Origin of the sequence: Chryseobacterium viscerum (genome assembly GCF_025949665.1) — a bacterium.
GTDB lineage: Bacteria > Bacteroidota > Bacteroidia > Flavobacteriales > Weeksellaceae > Chryseobacterium > Chryseobacterium viscerum_A.
The window spans coordinates 754,544-772,802 of the sequence record NZ_JAPDFT010000001.1 but is presented as its reverse complement, the minus strand read 5'-3'; the positions used below and the strand labels follow the sequence as shown (position 1 = coordinate 772,802).

Below are 18,259 nucleotides of genomic sequence, written 5' to 3'. Positions count from 1 at the left end.
AAAATTAATCTTTTTTGAAGTTTTAAAATTTTCAAGAAAAAAAGCAACTCTATAATCATCAAATTCAAAGTTAATTTATTCTGTAAATCTCTCAGATATACGTAATAATCAAAATTCTCACTAAATTTGCAGTGTGTATATAAATAAAGAAGATTTAGACGAATTAGAGTTTCCGCAATTGCTCGCGGAAATCTCCCCATTTGCGTATTCTCCGAAAACAAGAGAAAAAATTCTTCAACTTCGCCCAATGGAAATAGACGAGGCGGAACTTTCGTTAAAAAAAACATCAGAATATCTGTCAAGTTTTGAAAGTTCAAATGCGATTCCGTTTGATGAATATGAAGATATCGAAAGTGAGCTGAAATTGATGCTGATTGAGAACTACCGCCTGGAAAATGCTGCTTTCATCAAAATAAAAACCATCACGGAACAGATCGGAAAACTGCAGAAGTTCTTCCCCACCATGCCCGAAACATTTCCTACTTTATTAGAGGAAGTTTCTGTACTGGAATTCAGAAAGGAGATCATTGATAAAGTAGATAAGGTTTTCAACCGTTTTGGTGAGGTAAAAAGTGAAGCTTCTCCGGCTTTGAAAGGCTTGAGAACTGAAATCCAGCTTGCTAAAAAAGCAATTCAGGAAAATTTCAACCGTGCACTCACCACCTATGGACAGAGTGATTTTTTGGATGATATCCGGGAAACAATTATTGATGACCAAAGGGTTCTGGCTGTAAAATCAGGATTCAAAAAAAGAGTAGCCGGAAGAACGCTGGGAATCTCCAAAACAGGTTCCATTACCTACATTCAGCCGGACAGTGTTGTAAAGCATTACTTCAAGCTTCGTGAAAGTGAGGAAGAAGAGAAAAAAGAAATTGACAAAGTTCTCCGACAGCTTACTGCCGAACTGGCAGAGTTTCAACCTCAGCTATGGAGATATCAGGTGTATATTTTTGATCTGGATCTTACAAGAGCGAAAGCTAAATTTGCTGATTTAGTGAACGGAATTCTTCCAAAGATCAACCGTCATAAGACATTGAAACTTAAAGACGCTTACCATCCATTGCTATGGTTGAGAAATAAAGTAGAGAATAAAACGATCCATCCTCAGACTCTTTCTTTAACGGAACACAACAGGATCATCTGTATTTCCGGACCTAACGCAGGTGGAAAATCAATTACTCTGAAAACCGTAGGATTATTACAGCTGATGATTCAGAGCGGTATTCTGGTTCCGGTTCATCCCAAATCTGAAATGTTTTTCTTTGAAAAGATCATGACTGACATTGGTGATAATCAATCCATTGAAAATCATCTGTCAACCTATTCATCAAGATTGAAGAAAATGTCCGGAATCATCCGTGAGGCAGATGCCCATACGCTTCTATTGATTGATGAATTCGGTACCGGTTCTGATCCGGAACTTGGAGGTGCGCTGGCAGAAAGTTTCATGGAGTTTTTCTATGACAAAAAGAGTTTTGCCATTATTACTACTCACTACACCAACATTAAACTGGTGATAGAACAGCTTCCCAATGCTCAGAACGCAGCAATGCTCTTCAATGAAGAAACACTGGAGCCGATGTATAAACTGGAAGTAGGCCAGGCAGGAAGTTCATTTACTTTTGAAGTTGCAGAAAAGAATAAAATTCCAAGATTTATTATCCATTCTGCCAAGAAAAAGGTAGAGCATGATATCGTTAATCTCGACAAGACTATTGTAAAGCTGCAGCAGGAGAAATTTGAAGTTGAAAAACTGAAATCCGATCTTGCAGAAAGAAAAGAGTCTGTAGAAGATAAACGTGATAATCTTCAGAAGCTGAATGACCAGCTCCAGCAGAAACTGTTCAATTTCCAGAAACTATATGAAGAGGAACACCGCAAGCTTCAGTTTGGTAATAAAATTGAAACGTTCATCGACAGTTATACAAAAGGAAAATCCAGAAAGGATGTTGTAAAAGACTTTGTAAAACTTCTTGAACAGGAGAAATTCAGGAAATTAGGCCATGATAAGGATGAAACAAAACGCCTGCAGGTTGTTAAGAGAAAAATTACTCAACAGCTGAAAAAAGAGGAAGTCATTGAAAAAATTGCAGAAACCAATGAAAAACTGGAAGAACAACGTAAAAGTGACCGCGCTATCTGGATGAAGATCGGACAGCGTGTTCGTATTACAGGAAGCACCAGTGTGGGAACTATTGAAAAGATTTCCAGAAACAAGGTGATTGTTAATTATGGAACCTTCAAGACTACGATTAATGCAGATGAACTTGAGAGAATTTAAGTAATCTGAAGTGAGTTTAAAAAGAACTCATTTTACGCAAATACTAAGAGAGAGTACCCAATGATACTCTCTCTTTTTTATTTTATTTCTTAATGAATTTTAACCGGATTGCACTATTTTTATCTTTCAGCTGAATAAAATAAATTCCTTCGGATAAATTACTAAGGCTTACTTTATGATCGGAAACTTTTCCTTCACTTGTTTTCTGCCCCAATACATTATAAATTTCATAATCCGTTGCTTCTGAAATTCCGGAGATATTTAAAACATCGGATGCCGGATTTGGATAAATTTCAGGTTTTGCCGATTTACCGGCTTCGTTTACTGCCAGTGTAGGGTTAAGAAAGTTTATACCATAATCCTCAACTTCTCCATAGGTAAATGAACCACAGGCATCCGCAGGCACTTCCTGTCTGCACATTACCCTCATTACAAGTCCGCAACCATTAATTACAGAGTTTGGCAATGTAGGATAACCGGGAATAGAAAATGTGGTTACAACCGGAGCTGTTGAGGTCACATTATTCGCAACCAGTATTCTTTCATTAGAATCAAAAACACCATTGCCATTAATATCTATCCATGCTGTTACAGTGATAGGACTTGGTGTGCCAGTCCATGTATTACTCACTGAAAGCGTATTTCCTACGCTTCCTGCTAAAAATTTAATTCTTCGGTCTACATCAGTTCTGTAATCAATATAGTTGGAAGCTCCGGAGTTGCTCACCATTGGAGCTGTCATTCCCGTTGAACTTACCGTTACATTGGATATATATACCATTGTTGCATCTATAGAGGCAGTAGTGCAATAATTGAGTGATGTTGCAAAAAATATAGGGTTCGACCACATTCCCTGGGTAGTGCATACTTTTGCTACCTGTACTTCATACACTGTACAAGGCTGTAGATTCGTAATAGTAAATGAATTTTGCCCAGGTACAGGAGCAGCCACCATCCAGGTAGTAGTTCCGGGTAATCTGTATCTGATAAAATTATTCGGGGTATCAGGATCGGCCGTCCAGGTAACGGTTCCGGAGGTAAGGGTTATATTGGACATCTGAACACCGGTGGGAGCATTCGTATCACAGTAAAATAATGATTTTAATTCTGTTTCTATTTTATTTTCTGCCTGAAAGCTGGAAATTCCCAAAATAAAAGAGCATACATAAAGTAGTTTTTTTGTCATGTTTATTAGTTTTAAAATTCGCTTGAAAAATAAGTCATTTTTTTGAATATGATTTACATTTAACTTATTTATTATCACTTATTTCTTTCATAAAATATTATGGCTAAGGCATCATTTTATAGGATCAACTGAAAACCAATACAAGATTTAATAAACTGCTACGTTATAATTATCTTCCGAAAAGCATTTAATTTATATATTTGAGGATCAAAAAAATTTCATGATGACTTTTATAAACAAAGCATTCTATTTATCCGCTTTCAGTATTTTATCTATAGCTTTTGTAAAAGGGCAGACTAAAGTTCCTTTTGGAGTTGTAAAAGCTGAAGAAGGATATGCCAACGTACGTGTACATAAAGATGACTATCGAAAAATTGTAGACAAGATCCGTATGCGTAAAGGAGATGTATTTGTTTATGTAAAACCGGCTCCGGGAGAAACGGAATGGATCTGGATCAAATATCCGGAGAAACAGGATGATGACAAACCTTTTGTACGTTATGAAACTCTTGATAAAGAAGGAATGGTTAATAAAGGGCGTATTGCATATGTAGACCAGCTTCCCGCCTATACTCCATCCAAATCTAAAAACGGAAGATCTCTCATTTTCACAGATAATTCTGATCCTAAAATCCCTACTGCACAAAGAAGCAAAGTAGTAATTGATATTTATCCTTCCAATGCTGGATACCGTAAAAAAGAAAAAGATGCAGAAGGAAAAATTCTTACCATTGATAAAGTAAAGCCCTGGGGAATCGGAAATGATCTTCCCGAAGGAATGACTGAAATCAAATCAATCAGAGTACAGCAGCCCGGAAGAGGATCTGTTTTTGTAAGAGAAGCCATCAAAAATATGTTCCAGCCAACCATGGATTTTGAGAACATTGGAGTAACGTCCCTTGACTCTGACAATATTTTCCTTTATATGATAAATGGTTCAGGAGAAAACAGATACACCACTCTTTGGACGATTAAGAAAGGAAGAGTAATCAGCCAGATTATTTACCATAATCCGGAATAAATTCGCTACTTTTGCACCTGAAAAGTTTTACGCTTATTCATCACAGAAATTGGTTCTGCATCACTGCAGATTAAAAGGGAACCGTGTGAAAATCACGGACTGTCGCGCAACTGTAAGTAACTGAAATCTTTATCAAAGATCCACTGTGCGAGGCATGGGAAGGAGATAAAAGATGTTACAAGTCAGGAGACCTGCCTATTTCTTTAAACAAATAACTTTCGCGATTTGAAGTTGTATTGATCTGATGGATTGTTTCAGGGGTTCTCTAAGTTCCTGTCATTATTCTGTTGTTTTAATATCATTTTCATTTCGCTTTAATTAATAATGATATATGACTACAGAAGAAAGAATTGAAGCATCCGAAACCAGAATCTTTAAAGCGGTTTTCCCTAACACAACCAATCATTACGATACCCTTTTTGGTGGTACGGCTATGCAGCTGATGGACGAAGTAGCTTTTATTACCGCTACCAGATTTGCCAGAAAAAGAGTGGTAACGGTGAGCAGTGACAAGATCGATTTCAAGAAACCTATTCCAGCCGGAACTATTGTGGAACTGATCGGGAAAGTTTCATACGTTGGAAAAACCAGTATGAAAGTAAACGTTGAAATTTACACTGAACAAATGTACTCTTACGAAAGAGAAAAAGCCATTGTAGGTGATTTTACTTTTGTAGCGATCGATGAATTCAAGAAACCAATCCAGATACTATAAATCATATAGCTTCGGGCGGCCTTTGGCCGCCCGAAGCTTATTCTATTTTCATTAATTTTATTTCACAACTTTTTCTGTTTCCAGACTTCTGCTTAATAAAAATTCAAAGGCCTCTCCCATTTCATCCGATGCTCTGTTGATCGCATTTTCAAGCATATTTCGGATTTGTTTTTCTGTTACTCCGGCTTCCGTCCAGCTTTTTCCTGAAGTATAGGAATTTAAGATAAATGGCATAATTCTGTCAATCCCACAGGCAAAAATAGCATCAGGAGTTTTCTCATCTTCAAACTCAAGCCATAGATTAAAAAACTCTGTACGCAAAGGTTCGTCCAGGATTCCGAAAATCTTTTGGGCAGATACCTTCTCTCTGTCAAACTTCCCTACCATTGCTTTTTCATCAAAAATAAAGGTGTCTCCAGCTTCTATCTCTACCAAATCATGAATGGAAAGCATTCTTATCACTCTCAACAGATCAATATCTGCACGGTTTTTAGCATATGGATAAAGGATCTGAGCCAGAATGATGATCTGCCAGGAGTGTTCCGCAGTATTCTCTCTTCGGGAATCGTCAGCATTATAATTTCTTCGCTGTACATTTTTCAAGGCATCCACCGCCAGGATAAAATCAATCTCTTTCTGAATTTTCATCTTACTTTTCTCTATTATATTGTTCTGAAGGGTACACCTTTGTTTTGGTTACCCATTTATTATTTATCTTTTCTTTAGTGATTACTTTCACGCGGCCTTCTACCGTCATGTCTTCTTCTTTTTCAAAGACTTTATCAAGCCCTTTATTGGGAATAACTGCATATTCAGTGGTAAAAATATCACAGCAGCCGGATTTTCCATAGGAGATCAAGCGTTTACGTTGGACATCAACATCAAAAATATCAAGGGAACTGGATGCAAGATCCGTAAGTTCTTTACTCTTCACAAATGCCATTCTTGTACTGTTGAACACATAAACATCATAGGAAGCTGCACTATAGTTTCCCATATTTCCGTTCCTTACCGCTATATCTTCTGTTCCATCAAAATTAAAATCATTTATGATTACTGAGTTTTGTTTATTCGTCAGCTGGATCATTTTTCCAAGCTTGGGTTTTTCAGCCTGATCTGTTTCCAATACCAGATCATCCGATGCAAAAGTCTGTATCTTTGTATTTTTGTGATCAAACAACTCTACAGTTCCTTTTCCGCTACATCTGCCATCATAGCAATTTTCTACCTGAATAATGGCATCATAATTCTTTGAAGCATTTTTAACCTCAAACTGATATTGCCCAAAAAATGCTGGCCCAAGTAAAACAAAAGCAGGTAAATGCTTATACTTATTGAATAAATTCATGGTAAAAGTAAATGATTTAGGTGTTTTTTTTCCTAACAAAAATACGAATCATAATACCGATCTCAAAATTCCACCCTTATTATCTGTAAGGATTTGAAACATTTTAACAGCCTTTAAATGAAAGAGTATTCAGTGATAAGAAGCTGTTCCCGCTATACGCTCATACTCCTCGCTCCTTACTAAACCCAAACCACTGTGGGGTAACCGCTGCTATCGGGGCTATATTATGGGTAATGAGCAATGAGTAATAAATAATGATTGATAACTTTTTCTCTTCATTTCTTTCATTTTCAATTAAAATTTAAACATTTTTTGACCAAATTCATTTTTCATAAAATTTACGATAAAAATTATTTAACTGATTATCAATTATTTATATTATTTATTTTAAAAATTTCACTACTTTGTATTGCATAATACCATTTTATTTACATATCTTTGTAATGTAAAATCGAAATAGGTACAACTAGCTAGGTTCCGAACTTCGAAAATTATATAACTAATTAACAAAACTTATAAAGATGAATACCGAAAATACCAAAGCGCAAATGCGAAAAGGAATTCTGGAATTCTGTATTCTAAGTCTCATCAATAATCGCGAAATGTATGTTTCTGATCTTATTGACGAACTGAAAAAAGGAAAACTGGATGTAGTGGAAGGAACCCTCTACCCTCTTCTTACAAGACTTAAAAACGGAGAGTTTCTCTCTTACAGATGGGAAGAATCTACAGGAGGACCACCCAGAAAATATTATCAGATCACAGAAAAAGGAAAACTTTTTCTGGATGAACTTCAAAATACATGGAATGAGCTGACAGCCTCAGTAAACAACATCACCCAACAAAATTAAAAAACAAAGCTATGAACAAGACACTCTCAATAGGACTCGCAGGTTTTTCTTTTACAATAGAAGAACACGCATATATAAAGCTCAGCGATTACCTGAACGCTCTGAGAAGCTCACTGGATGCTTCTGAAGCTGATGAGGTAATGCATGACATAGAAATAAGAATGGTGGAGATTTTCAAAGACTCTCTGGGAAAACGTGAAGTAATTAACGATACCGATGTAGAAAAGGTAATCGCACAGATCGGAAGCCCGGAAAAAATTGAAGAACAGGAAGAGGCTTATTTTTCTGAAAAAACATCTACCAGAAATACCAATTCAGGAAACAATTATACCGATAAAAAACAACTGTTCCGTGACCCGGAAAAACAAAAAGTAGCAGGGGTTTGCGCAGGGTTAGCTCAATATGTAGGAATGGATATTACCGCAATGAGAGCAATCTGGCTGGGAATATTCGTCTTAGGAATTTTTACAGCAGCCATTTCATCTTCACTGATCGGTCTTTTATATGTAATCCTTTGGATCGTACTTCCAAAAGCTGAAACAGCAGCAGATTTCCTGAAAATGCAGGGAAAGCCTATGAACTTCGACAATCTTAAGAATGAGTCTAATAAATTGGTTCAGTTTGCCAATGAATCTACTCAGAGGGTCGGAGAAATATACAACGAAAACAAACCTTACATCAACAATGCTGGAAGCGGAGTTTGGAATGTATTCAAGTATATTGTAGGAGGGTTCTTCGTATTGATGGCTGTAAGCAGCATTATCGGAGTATTTGTATTATTCGGTCTTTTCGGAATGGATACAGACTTCCCAGGTGCCAATGAGATCAGATTCTATATGGATGATCAGGGGCTTGATAAAGTACTGGCAGCTATGATGGTAATCGGAAGCTTAATTCCGGCAATCCTTTTCAGCTTATTAAGCATCAAGATTTTCTCTCCAAAAACAAAACTGAGAAACATCGGATGGGTTGTAGGAGGTTTATTCCTTCTTCTGATCGGACTGGGAACTTACTTCGGAATAAGCATGGCCAAAAAAGACATGATCTATAGAGGAAGTAAAGAAGATGTAGAGAATGTTGCTATCAACACTACTTCAGATACAGTGTATGTGGATGTAAAGCAAGTTAACATTCCTCAGAATTTCAAAGCATATAATAATGATATCTATTCTGATAAAATATCTGTTTATGAAGAAGATTATATCTCAGTAGATGTAACAAGAAAACCAGATATTAAAACACCATATCTGATCATCAAAAAAGAAGGAAAGGGTTATAATTTCCCAATTCAGCTGATAGTTCCTGTAGAAGTTGTAAACAATAAAATATTACTTCCAAACTATATCAAATATCCATATGAGCACAGATTCAGAGACTATAGCCTGGATTATGAACTTGTAGTTCCGCAGAAAACAGTGGTTATTTCATCGAACAAAAACCATATCCATATGGATGGTGACTTAGATGGAGATGGCATCAATGACAATGAACAAGACAGTGATGAAGACAACAACGGTGTTAGAATTGAAAAAAATAAAATCACGGTAAACGGTTCAAGTATCGAATACAACTCTGATGATCAGGACAGTATCATCGTAAACGGTAAAAAAGTTCCGAACAACCAGGCAAAGAAAGTAATTGATTCTGCAGTGTCCAATATCAAAAAATCAAATAAAGATATGGACATCAAAATCAAAGACGGAAAAAACGAAATTTCCATACAAACTAAATAATTAACTTCAGAGAGTGGTAGAAGGTGTGGGTGGATGGCAACCGTTTGAAATTCACACCCTTCTTCTCTCAGAAAAGTAAAAATAAAACCCTATTTAGTTTCTTATGTAAAAAAAAAGTTTTAATTTCGTAGAGCTAAAATTTAATAACCAACCAACCAAAAACACAGCCTTATCATGATACAATTTGCAATGGAATTCGTAATGAAAATCGTAGATTTAATTAGCGGTTTGTTTTAAGAGCGATAATATTTCAATATATTTGTAAAGTATAACCAAAGTTTGGTTATACTTTTTTGTTTTTAATCCAAGAAATCTATGAAAAAGCTGATAGGCAAAGCAATGTTAAAAATATTAGGCTGGAAGGTCGTTCTGCAGGGCGATGTCAACAACCTGAACAGGTGTATCCTTGTGGTAGCACCTCACACCCATAATATGGAATACATTTTAGGAAATTTCGCCTATTGGTCACTGGAAAAGCCTTTAAAAATCATCATTAAAGACGCTCACACCAAAGCCTGGTATGGAGGTCTTGTAAAAGGTCTTGGTGGTATTGGTATAGACAGAAGCCAGAAAAATGATCTGGTGAATTTTGTAGCCAATCAGTTTTCAAAAGAAGATTTCAGTCTTGTTATTACTCCGGAAGGAACAAGAAGCTGGGTTCCGAAATGGAGAAAAGGATTCTATCATATGGCCTTGGCAGCAAAGGTACCTATTGTACTGGCAGCGGGTGATTTCAAAAGAAATATTGTTTATCTGGGCTATACTATTCCGTATGAAAGAATAGCATCAGTCCCTTTTTCAGAAATCATGCAGGAAATTCAGGAATATTATATCAAAAATGACATTGTTCCTAAGGTTCCTGAAAATTGGAATCCTAATATTATGGGAACCGGAACTGAACAGAATTAGATGCTAGATGCTAGATGCTAGATGCTAGATGCTAGATGCTAGATGCAAAATTAAATCAATTATAAGAAATGAAAGGTCAGACAAAAGAAGAAATATTAGCATTCATCAATAACTGGGGAGATGTAACTCTTGCAAAAACTCTTGAAATAAAATTCATCGATATTGATCTGGAAAATGAAACCCTTACTGCCACTATGCCTGTACTTCCGAGAACGCATCAGCCGTTTGGGATCATGCACGGAGGAGCAAGCTGTGTTTTGGCTGAAACTTTAGGTTCAAGCCTGTCTAATATCTTTATTGATGGTGAAAAGTATTACGGGGTAGGAACCAATATCAATTCTAATCATTTAAGAAGCAAAAAGGATGGAATTGTAACTGCTACAGCTCGTTTTATCAGAAAAGGCAAAACCATGCACGTTTCGGAAATTGAAATCCGTGACGAAAAAGGAGTCCTTATCAATCATACGACAATGACAAATAATATCATCAATAGATAGATAAGTACAACATAAAAAAAGAAAGCTCAAATAAATTTTGAGCTTTTTGTATATAATGACTGCAACTATTTTCTTTTTTGTCATCCTATAAGAAAAATAATTACCATGAAAACAATTTTACCTTTTTTATTTCTGATTACTTTATTCATTTCCTGTAAGCAGGATGATGAAATAGTTTTACAAAAAAACGGTTCCTATGACCTGTATGTTTCAGGAAAGGACAATTCACAATTGTGCTACTGGAAAAATGGTATAAAGCATAATATTACCAATGTGCCTGCAGATACTCCATCAAAAATATTTATCAACGGGAATGACGTTTACATCAAAGGAAAATCTGGTTTCTGGAAAAATGGAAATTATACTACTTACTTTCAGGCAGCAGGTCTATCCGGAAATCAGGATATGATAAATATTTTTGATTTTTATATGGAGAACGGAAACATCTATTTTGTAGGGTATACATGGTCTGTAAATAATCCGGCACCTGATAAATATGAATTTTGCTACTGGAAAAATGGTGTTAAAACATTTTTATTTAAAGATACCTTTACTTACAATAATAATTGCACGATCACTGAATTTAATTCTGATGTATATGTAGGAGCAAATAAAAACTTGAACGGATTTATAAGTCAGGGATATTTTAAAAATACCACTTTCACCATCACAGATACCAGTATCGGAACCTTTACCTATATCGTCTCCAATGACAACAATGTGTATCTGACAGGTATTCATTATTATACAAATGTACTTACCGGCGTAAAGACAAATTTTTCCCCAACGCCCATTACAGGAGATTACGGACCTGCATTAGATGGTAATGATGTTTACATTAATGCAAGAGCCAACTCATATTACAAAAATGCAAACATGATCGTGACCAGTAATCCCTTTCCTACCATCCTGGATTTAAAAGTAACCGATCAAAATATCTACATGATCAGAACAAGTAACAATGGTCTGGAATATAAAGTATACATTAATGACGTAGAAACCCAAAGCATACCAAACCCCAATGGCGGATCAAGCTTCAATAATATTACGGTCATAAAAAATTAGGTATGTCAACAATCAACTGGCAGAAAATCTATCACAGCCATTCCCCAAAACTCTTGGGGATTTGTCGTAGATATATACAGGATATGCATACTGCTGAAGATATCATACAGGACAGCTTCATTACAGCCCTCCAGAAAAATCATCAGCTGAAAGATGAAAAAGCACTCTTTGCATGGTTAAAGAAGATCGTTATCAACAATGCTTTACAACACCTTCGTCAGCATAAAGATACTTTTATTATTACCGAACCATCAGAAATCCCAGATCTACATTCAGCCATGGACAATCATCTTTCAGAAGATAGAAATGTCTTCATTTATGACTTTACCAGTGAAGAGCTTCTGTCTTCCATTGACAGTCTTCCACCCCACCACAAATCTGTTTTCAATTTATATTTTATTGAAAATCATTCCCATGCTGAGATTTCTGATCTGTTAGGAATTACTGTAAACACATCAAAATCTCACCTTTTAAGAGCGAAAAAATCCATACAAAATTATTTATTGAACAATGTTGTAAATAATAAAACCACCAAAAATAAAACGGCACAATTGCTTGTATTTATTGGACTCGGTAGTATATTATGGGCACAAACTTTCAAAAGCAAATTTTCAGGATTTTCCATTACTCCTTCAAGGATCTTTGAAATACCAGAGAACATTACTTTCAGGAATGTTAATATTAAAGTCCATTCAGCACATGGTTTGAAAAAGGGACTTATAACCGGAGTAATCACTTTAGCAGTCCTTACAGTTTTCCTTCTAGTTTTCCGTCCTAAGAACAGCAGCTTTCCTCACAATACTATTTCCATCCATAATACTGAAGTTATACAGGAAAATAAAAAGTATGATAAAGAAAATACAAATCATGCCCTTCCACATTCCCGTACAGACTATATTCCAGATGAAAGATTGGTTAAAGACAAAAGCAACTCCTTTGTGAAACCTGAAATTCCTGAAGAAAAAACCAGTACCATCAAATCCAAAAATCACTATACCAATATCAAGGATACCTTATCAGAAAATATTCATCAAAAGGTAATTATAGTAAAGAAAATTATTCAGAGAGATACCATTTATATTGAAAGATAAATTAAAAATAATGTTGTTAAAAAAATCATTACTTATTCTGCTTTTTGCTTTTGTCAGTTTATTCAATGCTCAAAGGAAGAAAACAGATACGTTGTATGTATATGAGAAAGTAATTGTTTATGATACCATTTATCTGGAAAAAGCTTTAAAAATGAAATCTCAAGGTCTCAATCTAAGTCCACAGACGATCTATGAAGCAGAGCTTATAAAACGAAGTCCTTTGAAAGACGAAATCAAAGGAAAACCAATAATGTTATCCAAAAAATTACAGTATGGCGGAGGTATTGAAGGAGGTATTAAGAAAAGTTTCTGGGACGAAAATGCTCACGGAAAAAGCCAGCAATCTGGATTCGGAGCCGGAATCTGGGTTTCAAAATCGGTCTATAACCGGTTTTTACTTATGCTGTCAGCTTATATCTATTCATGGAACTCTACATTTGATCTTGACGCCAATAAGGAAGAAACATGGCTCAACGGATATTATTTTACTGAAGATCATCAACCTTTGCTTTTCCAGAGATTTAACAATAAACATACAGAATATGCGATGCAGCTAAAATTGCTTTATGACTGGAAAAACATACGACCATTTATAGGGTTCGTTACCAATAAAAATGATTATAGCATGCAGTTCCTTGTTCCCGAAAACAATGTATTGGATAAACTGGAAGATTTTAAGTCCAAGCAGATCAATTTCGGATTTTCTTTAGGGTTACAGTATCAGCTAATGAAAAAGTTTCTTCTGTCTTTAGAATACCAGGAATATAAAATAAAGAATATTTCCTTAAAAAACAGTTCTTTTAATTTTGACATCTTTAAGACTAGTAATACCTTTGCAGAAAGGAAAATTTCGCTGGGAATTTCCTATATTATTTCCGGCCGTTGATTTTCAAAATTCTTTCATAGCTCATGATTTATTTCAAACTTCCTTTCGACGGAAGACTACTGTCTGCCGATGAAAAAAACATAAAAAATGCAGTCAATTTTTATTCCTACAATGGTTTAGATCAGATCAGTTTTCATGGAAATATTGTTGAAGTTAATTCTGAAGAATATACTCGTGTTTCAATTACAAACAAAGAGTTGATTAATGGTCCAACAAATTCTGCTGCTGAAACCAAGGAAGAGTACTGCAAAACATTGCAGGAAGTGATAGAGGTGATTAAAGAAAACAATCTCCCTAAGCTGGTTTACTCAAGAAGAAAGATCTTTACAGACTTTAATACCGTTGACTATAAAGAAAGTTTTAAAAATCTTTGTGAGTCTTATCCTAATGCGTTCAGATATCTTTTTAATGACGGAGAGAATGCCTGGATGGGTGCTTTTTCTGAGGTATTGGGGAAATTCAACAAGTCGACCCATGAATTTGAAACCATGGCTCTGGCAGGTACTCTTCCTGTCTCAGAGGACTGGTCTGAAAAAGAAATTGAAGAACAAAAACCTGTAACGAACTATATTCAGAATATTCTTAAAAATTATTCTGACGATATACAGCAGTCGGACACCTATGACCATATTTCCGGAAATATAAAACATTTAAGAACGGATTTTAAAACCCATATTAAACCGGAAGATCTTGATAAGCTTATTCAGGATCTGCACCCTACCCCCGCTGTCTGTGGAATTCCTAAGGATTTTTGCAACGAAAACATCCGTAAATACGAGAAATTTCCACGTGAATTCTATGCCGGATATATTAAAATAGAAACCGAAGAAAGTATTCTGTACTTTGTGAATCTGCGTTGTGCAAGGCTTTATAAAAACGCTGTACATGTTTTTGTAGGAGGTGGAATCACAGCGCAAAGCAATCCTGAAAAAGAATGGACCGAAACAGAACTGAAGTCTGAAGCTATATTGAAAAATCTGGTTATTTCTTAGAAGATATTGTTTTTTACATTTAAGAATTCTCCCACAAATTGCACAGATCTGCACAGATGTTTATATATTTCTTTGCTGAGTGTAACGCCATTGCGAACTATTTCAAAATCATTTATTCTCCTTCTGCGAACTTTGCGTGATAATATTAGGTTTTGGCTAAAGCCTATATTTGAGTGCCTATATTTTTTAAACGAACTAAAGTCCGTTCCTATTGATACAAAAAAACAGTATTGAAATCTAATGGCAGCCAACCCCTGCTACCTACCATCTATCACCTTTTCCCCACCACCTAATAAAACAAAAAACCTCCTTCAAACGAAAGAGGCTATATCTTATAATGAAATATTCAATTATTTCTTTAAACCGATTCTACTCCATGTATCCATTACGAAAAGCAGGATAAGACCTATTGCAGCAGCTCCAGCTGAGAATGCAAACCTAACGTTATCTTCATCTCCTAAGATATCTGTCGCCTGCCAGTTGATAGCATAAAGATTGATGGTGATGAATACGATGAACAGTACTAAAAATACTTTATAAAACTTCTTCATGACTCTTAAAAATTAATATAATTCTGCACCAGCTGGGCAAAATTTGCGGTGAATAATTTAATTGAAATTGCCAAAAGGATAATTCCGAAAACTTTCTGAAGGATCATCAAAGTAGCATCCCCAATTTTTCTCTCCAACCATTTCGCTGATTTCAGCACCAAATATACGAAAATTGTATTAAGAATAATTCCGAAGATAATATTAATATCATGAAATTCAGCTCTCAGAGATAGGGCTGTGGTTAAAGTTCCAGCTCCTGCAACCAGCGGAAATGCGATGGGTACAATAGATGCGGCCTTTGCTTCAGTTGTTTTATTAATTTCAATTCCTAAAATCATTTCCAGGGCTATGACAAAAATCACAAAAGCACCGGCAATGGCAAAAGAATTTACGTCTACTCCAATAAGTTTAAGGATCTTATTTCCTACGAAAAGGAAAACAATCATAATAGCACCAGCAGTGATTGCAGCCTTCCCAGCCTCAATCTGTCCAAACTTCTGCTGAAGACTTACTATAATGGGAACTGAGCCGATAATATCGATAACGGCAAAAAGAACCATAAAGCTGGTAACGATCTCTTTAAAAGAGAAACCATCAAAAATTTCCATCTCTTTGTAATTAAAAATTTCGCAAAAATATGAAAATAAACTGACTATTTGCTAATTTGCGAGTACAAATTAACAATTGTTTTCAAAAGTTCTTCAAGTGCATCAGCAGATTTCACAGGATTGTATTTCTCCATCTGAACTTTCTGCTGCAATTTATTATATTCTTCTGCAACTGAAGCGCCTTTGTGTTTTTCAAGAAAAGTCTTAAACTCTGCTGCAGAGCCTTGAAAATACTGACCTCTCACTTCCTGATCCAATTCCTCCAATGTCGTAAAGAACTTTTCGTACTCACCGTTATCTTTAAGATTTTCCAGATATCCGAAATAATCATTGATATCTGTTTTCAGCAATTCTCTGATCTCTTTTTCTGTTTCAGCCACTGAACCTAAAGGTTTTGACGGTACAGTTTCCCTAACTAATGTACGTTTTTTTTGCCAATTTTTAAATAACAGATAAGCAACAAATAAGCTTATCAAAATGGCAATATTCGTTAAAAGGATATCCCAATGGAATTTACTTTTTTCTTTTACTTTAAATGAAGTGGTTTTTAAAACAGGAGTATTCACCGTCTCCAGAAGGTTATTGGTATATTCATTTACCTTTTCTACCGTAGAACGGGCTTCAAGAATCTGATCATGAGAAAAAGCATTCAGATCCAGCGTTTTTTGTCCCAGATCTACATATTCTTTGTTTTCAGGATCAAAGAAAGCAAACTGTTCCGTTTTAATAGAAATTACTCCAGCTTTTTTGGGAATAATGACATAATTAGCCAGAATCTCCCCCTTCATTCCTGCGGTTCCGGGAGAAACTTTGGAGGTAATTTTCGGAGGAAAAACTTCATAGTCCGGAGATGTAGCAATTTTAGGAAGTTCCATATCCGGTAAATTACCTTCACCCGAAACTTTTACTACAACATTTAATGGTTTTTTTGCTTCCGGTTTTTCTTTGGAAGCATTATATACGTTGACATTAAAGTTTCCAACTGCATTTTTAAAGCATTCAGGAGCTCCTTCCGGAAGCTTTCTTACATTGATTTTTACTTTATTGGAAACAATTTTGGCTTTATTAGAATAAGTACTCACAGAAGCAGATACGCCAGGTACTTCCACATATCCGGCTTCATTAGGAAATACCATAAACATAGCGAGAACCTGTGAAGGCATATTCCCATATCCCGACGGATCTATCTCAGATTTATCAAAATTGATAGGATGTACGTTGATATTATCCTGCTGAGGAAGATGGATATTTTTTACCTTTCTCAGGTTATCCATATTTCTTGAATATACTCTAAGAACAGCAACGGTAGGCTGATCCTGATAGACTTCCCGGTCATCAATCTCCATATTCAGATAAACATCATTGGATGTATTGGCTGCTAATAATCTTCTATCAACAATATCACGGATATTAACATCGAAAGGTTCTGTTTTGTAGATTCTGTTATTGACCGTCACCAGAACTGAACCGATTTTTATTTTTCCTTTTTTCTTAGGTTCAAGAGCAATTCTCGATACTTTTTGGGTAATTAAAGTATTGGTAGCAGGATCAATTACGGTATTGGTAACAGATCCGCTTCCTATGATATTAAATTTTGAAAGATCCGGAAGCTGAAAACCCGTCTGTTGTACAAGGTCACTTCCGTTAAGTTCAAGAACAATGGTAAGGTTTACAATATCTTTCCCTCCATACTCAGATTTATCAGCATCCAGAGTAAGATTTACCTGTCCGTAAGTAATTACGGATGCGAGGGTAAGCAATATGTAAATCAATTTGTGTTGCATCACCAATCTTTCTCGTTGCTTTCAGGCATCGAATAAGAATTTTTGTTTAAAATTCTTCTGGCGGTTTCTTTTTCTTTTTCGTTTATTTTATCTAAGATCGCATTTTCAAGATTCTTAGGCATTCTGCCTTCATTATTCTGATTTTGCTTAGGATTATCACCTTGGTCGCTTTTACCTTCGTTTTGCGGGCCATTTCCCTGATCCTGTTTTTTGTCGCCTTTCTGATCATCACCTTTGTTCTGATCATTTCCGCCGCCACCTTTTCCTGAGTTGTTCTGCTGGTTCTTTTGTTGTTCTTTTTCTTTCTCTTTCAGTTTGGCAATCTCGTAATTTTTTCTGGTTACCTCACTGTAGGGATCCTGCTTCAAAGCTTTCTTATAAAAATCAGCAGCTTTTTCCGGCTGGTTCATCTGCATATAAGCATTCCCTAGATTATGAAGAGCGGCAGTCTTATCAGGAAGTGTTTGTGAAAGTTTTTCTGCTTTTTCAAACTCTGCCTTTGCCTCTTCGTATTTTTTACTTTTATATAATGCATTCCCCATATTATAATGAGCAGTAAAATCTTTATCATTAGATTTTATTGCTTCCATATATTTTGAGGAGGCTCCATCATAATCTTTACCGTCAAATTTCTGGTTGCCTTCATGAACTAAATTCCTGTAGTTTTCCTGCCCAAACAAGAAGCCTGAGAATGAGATGGCAACAATAAACGATAAAAATATGATTTTAGTATTCATCACT

At 35.6% G+C, this 18,259-nt stretch carries 18 protein-coding genes and 1 riboswitch; of the genes, 11 read left to right on the top strand and 7 right to left on the bottom strand.

The features are described 5' to 3' along the window. Positions 1-133 precede the first annotated feature (133 nt). Entirely contained in the window at positions 134-2,281 is a 2,148-nt protein-coding gene (locus OL225_RS03590) for an endonuclease MutS2 (protein WP_264517296.1), read from the top strand. Positions 2,282-2,363: 82 nt separating this feature from the next. Here the strand turns inward: OL225_RS03590 and OL225_RS03585 are convergent, their stop codons facing one another. Further along, complete coding sequence (locus OL225_RS03585; RefSeq protein WP_264517295.1) at positions 2,364-3,467, bottom strand: GEVED domain-containing protein; 1,104 nt, start codon at positions 3,465-3,467, stop codon at positions 2,364-2,366. Between the two features lie 220 nt (positions 3,468-3,687). Between OL225_RS03585 and OL225_RS03580 the strand changes: the two genes are divergently transcribed. Together OL225_RS03580 and OL225_RS03575 are read left to right on the top strand one after the other, a co-directional pair. Beyond that, positions 3,688-4,488: a hypothetical protein gene (locus OL225_RS03580; RefSeq protein ID WP_047378505.1), complete on the top strand. Its 801-nt coding sequence runs from the start codon at positions 3,688-3,690 to the stop codon at positions 4,486-4,488. Between the two features lie 33 nt (positions 4,489-4,521). Continuing rightward, a riboswitch (cobalamin riboswitch) is annotated at positions 4,522-4,702 on the top strand. 117 nt (positions 4,703-4,819) lie between these two features. Further along, complete coding sequence (locus tag OL225_RS03575; RefSeq protein ID WP_002977578.1) at positions 4,820-5,203, top strand: acyl-CoA thioesterase; 384 nt, start codon at positions 4,820-4,822, stop codon at positions 5,201-5,203. Positions 5,204-5,260: 57 nt separating this feature from the next. On the opposite strand, the gene OL225_RS03570 is transcribed toward OL225_RS03575, so the two are convergent. Both OL225_RS03570 and OL225_RS03565 read right to left on the bottom strand, forming a co-directional pair. Beyond that, positions 5,261-5,851 carry an HD domain-containing protein gene (locus OL225_RS03570; RefSeq protein ID WP_264517294.1) on the bottom strand — a complete coding sequence of 197 codons (591 nt, stop codon included), beginning with the start codon at positions 5,849-5,851 and terminating at the stop codon, positions 5,261-5,263. Position 5,852: 1 nt separating this feature from the next. Then, positions 5,853-6,551, bottom strand: coding sequence for an XAC2610-related protein (locus OL225_RS03565; protein WP_264517293.1), 699 nt, complete (start codon positions 6,549-6,551; stop codon positions 5,853-5,855). Positions 6,552-7,072: 521 nt separating this feature from the next. On the opposite strand from OL225_RS03565, the gene OL225_RS03560 reads away from it, so the two are divergent. The 8 genes from OL225_RS03560 to OL225_RS03525 all read left to right on the top strand — a co-directional run bounded on the left by OL225_RS03560 (position 7,073) and on the right by OL225_RS03525 (position 14,575). Further along, positions 7,073-7,402: a PadR family transcriptional regulator gene (locus tag OL225_RS03560; RefSeq protein WP_047378510.1), complete on the top strand. Its 330-nt coding sequence runs from the start codon at positions 7,073-7,075 to the stop codon at positions 7,400-7,402. An 11-nt stretch (positions 7,403-7,413) separates the two neighbouring features. Then, positions 7,414-9,135, top strand: a complete 1,722-nt coding sequence (locus OL225_RS03555) for a PspC domain-containing protein (RefSeq protein WP_264517292.1) — start codon at positions 7,414-7,416, stop codon at positions 9,133-9,135. Positions 9,136-9,450: 315 nt separating this feature from the next. Continuing rightward, a complete protein-coding gene (locus OL225_RS03550) occupies positions 9,451-10,044 on the top strand; it encodes a 1-acyl-sn-glycerol-3-phosphate acyltransferase (protein ID WP_264517291.1) in 594 nt (197 codons plus the stop codon). A gap of 68 nt (positions 10,045-10,112) precedes the next feature. Then, positions 10,113-10,541 carry a PaaI family thioesterase gene (locus tag OL225_RS03545; RefSeq protein WP_047378514.1) on the top strand — a complete coding sequence of 143 codons (429 nt, stop codon included), beginning with the start codon at positions 10,113-10,115 and terminating at the stop codon, positions 10,539-10,541. Positions 10,542-10,646: 105 nt separating this feature from the next. Next, positions 10,647-11,606 (top strand): hypothetical protein, encoded by a 960-nt coding sequence (locus OL225_RS03540; protein WP_047378515.1) that lies wholly within the window; start codon positions 10,647-10,649, stop codon positions 11,604-11,606. A gap of 2 nt (positions 11,607-11,608) precedes the next feature. Next, a complete protein-coding gene (locus OL225_RS03535; RefSeq protein WP_264517290.1) occupies positions 11,609-12,697 on the top strand; it encodes an RNA polymerase sigma factor in 1,089 nt (362 codons plus the stop codon). Positions 12,698-12,707: 10 nt separating this feature from the next. Next, the gene (locus tag OL225_RS03530; protein ID WP_264517289.1) at positions 12,708-13,583 is read left to right on the top strand and encodes a hypothetical protein; all 876 of its coding nucleotides are present in this window, start codon (positions 12,708-12,710) and stop codon (positions 13,581-13,583) included. 23 nt (positions 13,584-13,606) lie between these two features. Next, positions 13,607-14,575: a chorismate-binding protein gene (locus tag OL225_RS03525; protein ID WP_264517288.1), complete on the top strand. Its 969-nt coding sequence runs from the start codon at positions 13,607-13,609 to the stop codon at positions 14,573-14,575. A gap of 350 nt (positions 14,576-14,925) precedes the next feature. Here the strand turns inward: OL225_RS03525 and OL225_RS03520 are convergent, their stop codons facing one another. Genes OL225_RS03520 through OL225_RS03505 form a run of 4 tightly spaced genes read right to left on the bottom strand, consistent with a single transcriptional unit; the run spans position 14,926 to position 18,255 of the window. Then, the gene (locus tag OL225_RS03520; RefSeq protein WP_047378522.1) at positions 14,926-15,126 is read right to left on the bottom strand and encodes a hypothetical protein; all 201 of its coding nucleotides are present in this window, start codon (positions 15,124-15,126) and stop codon (positions 14,926-14,928) included. A gap of 5 nt (positions 15,127-15,131) precedes the next feature. Continuing rightward, a complete protein-coding gene (locus OL225_RS03515; protein ID WP_047378524.1) occupies positions 15,132-15,734 on the bottom strand; it encodes a MarC family protein in 603 nt (200 codons plus the stop codon). Positions 15,735-15,778: 44 nt separating this feature from the next. Continuing rightward, positions 15,779-17,518: a BatD family protein gene (locus OL225_RS03510; protein WP_264517287.1), complete on the bottom strand. Its 1,740-nt coding sequence runs from the start codon at positions 17,516-17,518 to the stop codon at positions 15,779-15,781. Next, positions 17,518-18,255, bottom strand: a complete 738-nt coding sequence (locus OL225_RS03505) for a tetratricopeptide repeat protein (protein ID WP_052184829.1) — start codon at positions 18,253-18,255, stop codon at positions 17,518-17,520. Before OL225_RS03505 ends, OL225_RS03510 begins: the two co-directional genes overlap by 1 nt. Positions 18,256-18,259 lie beyond the last annotated feature (4 nt).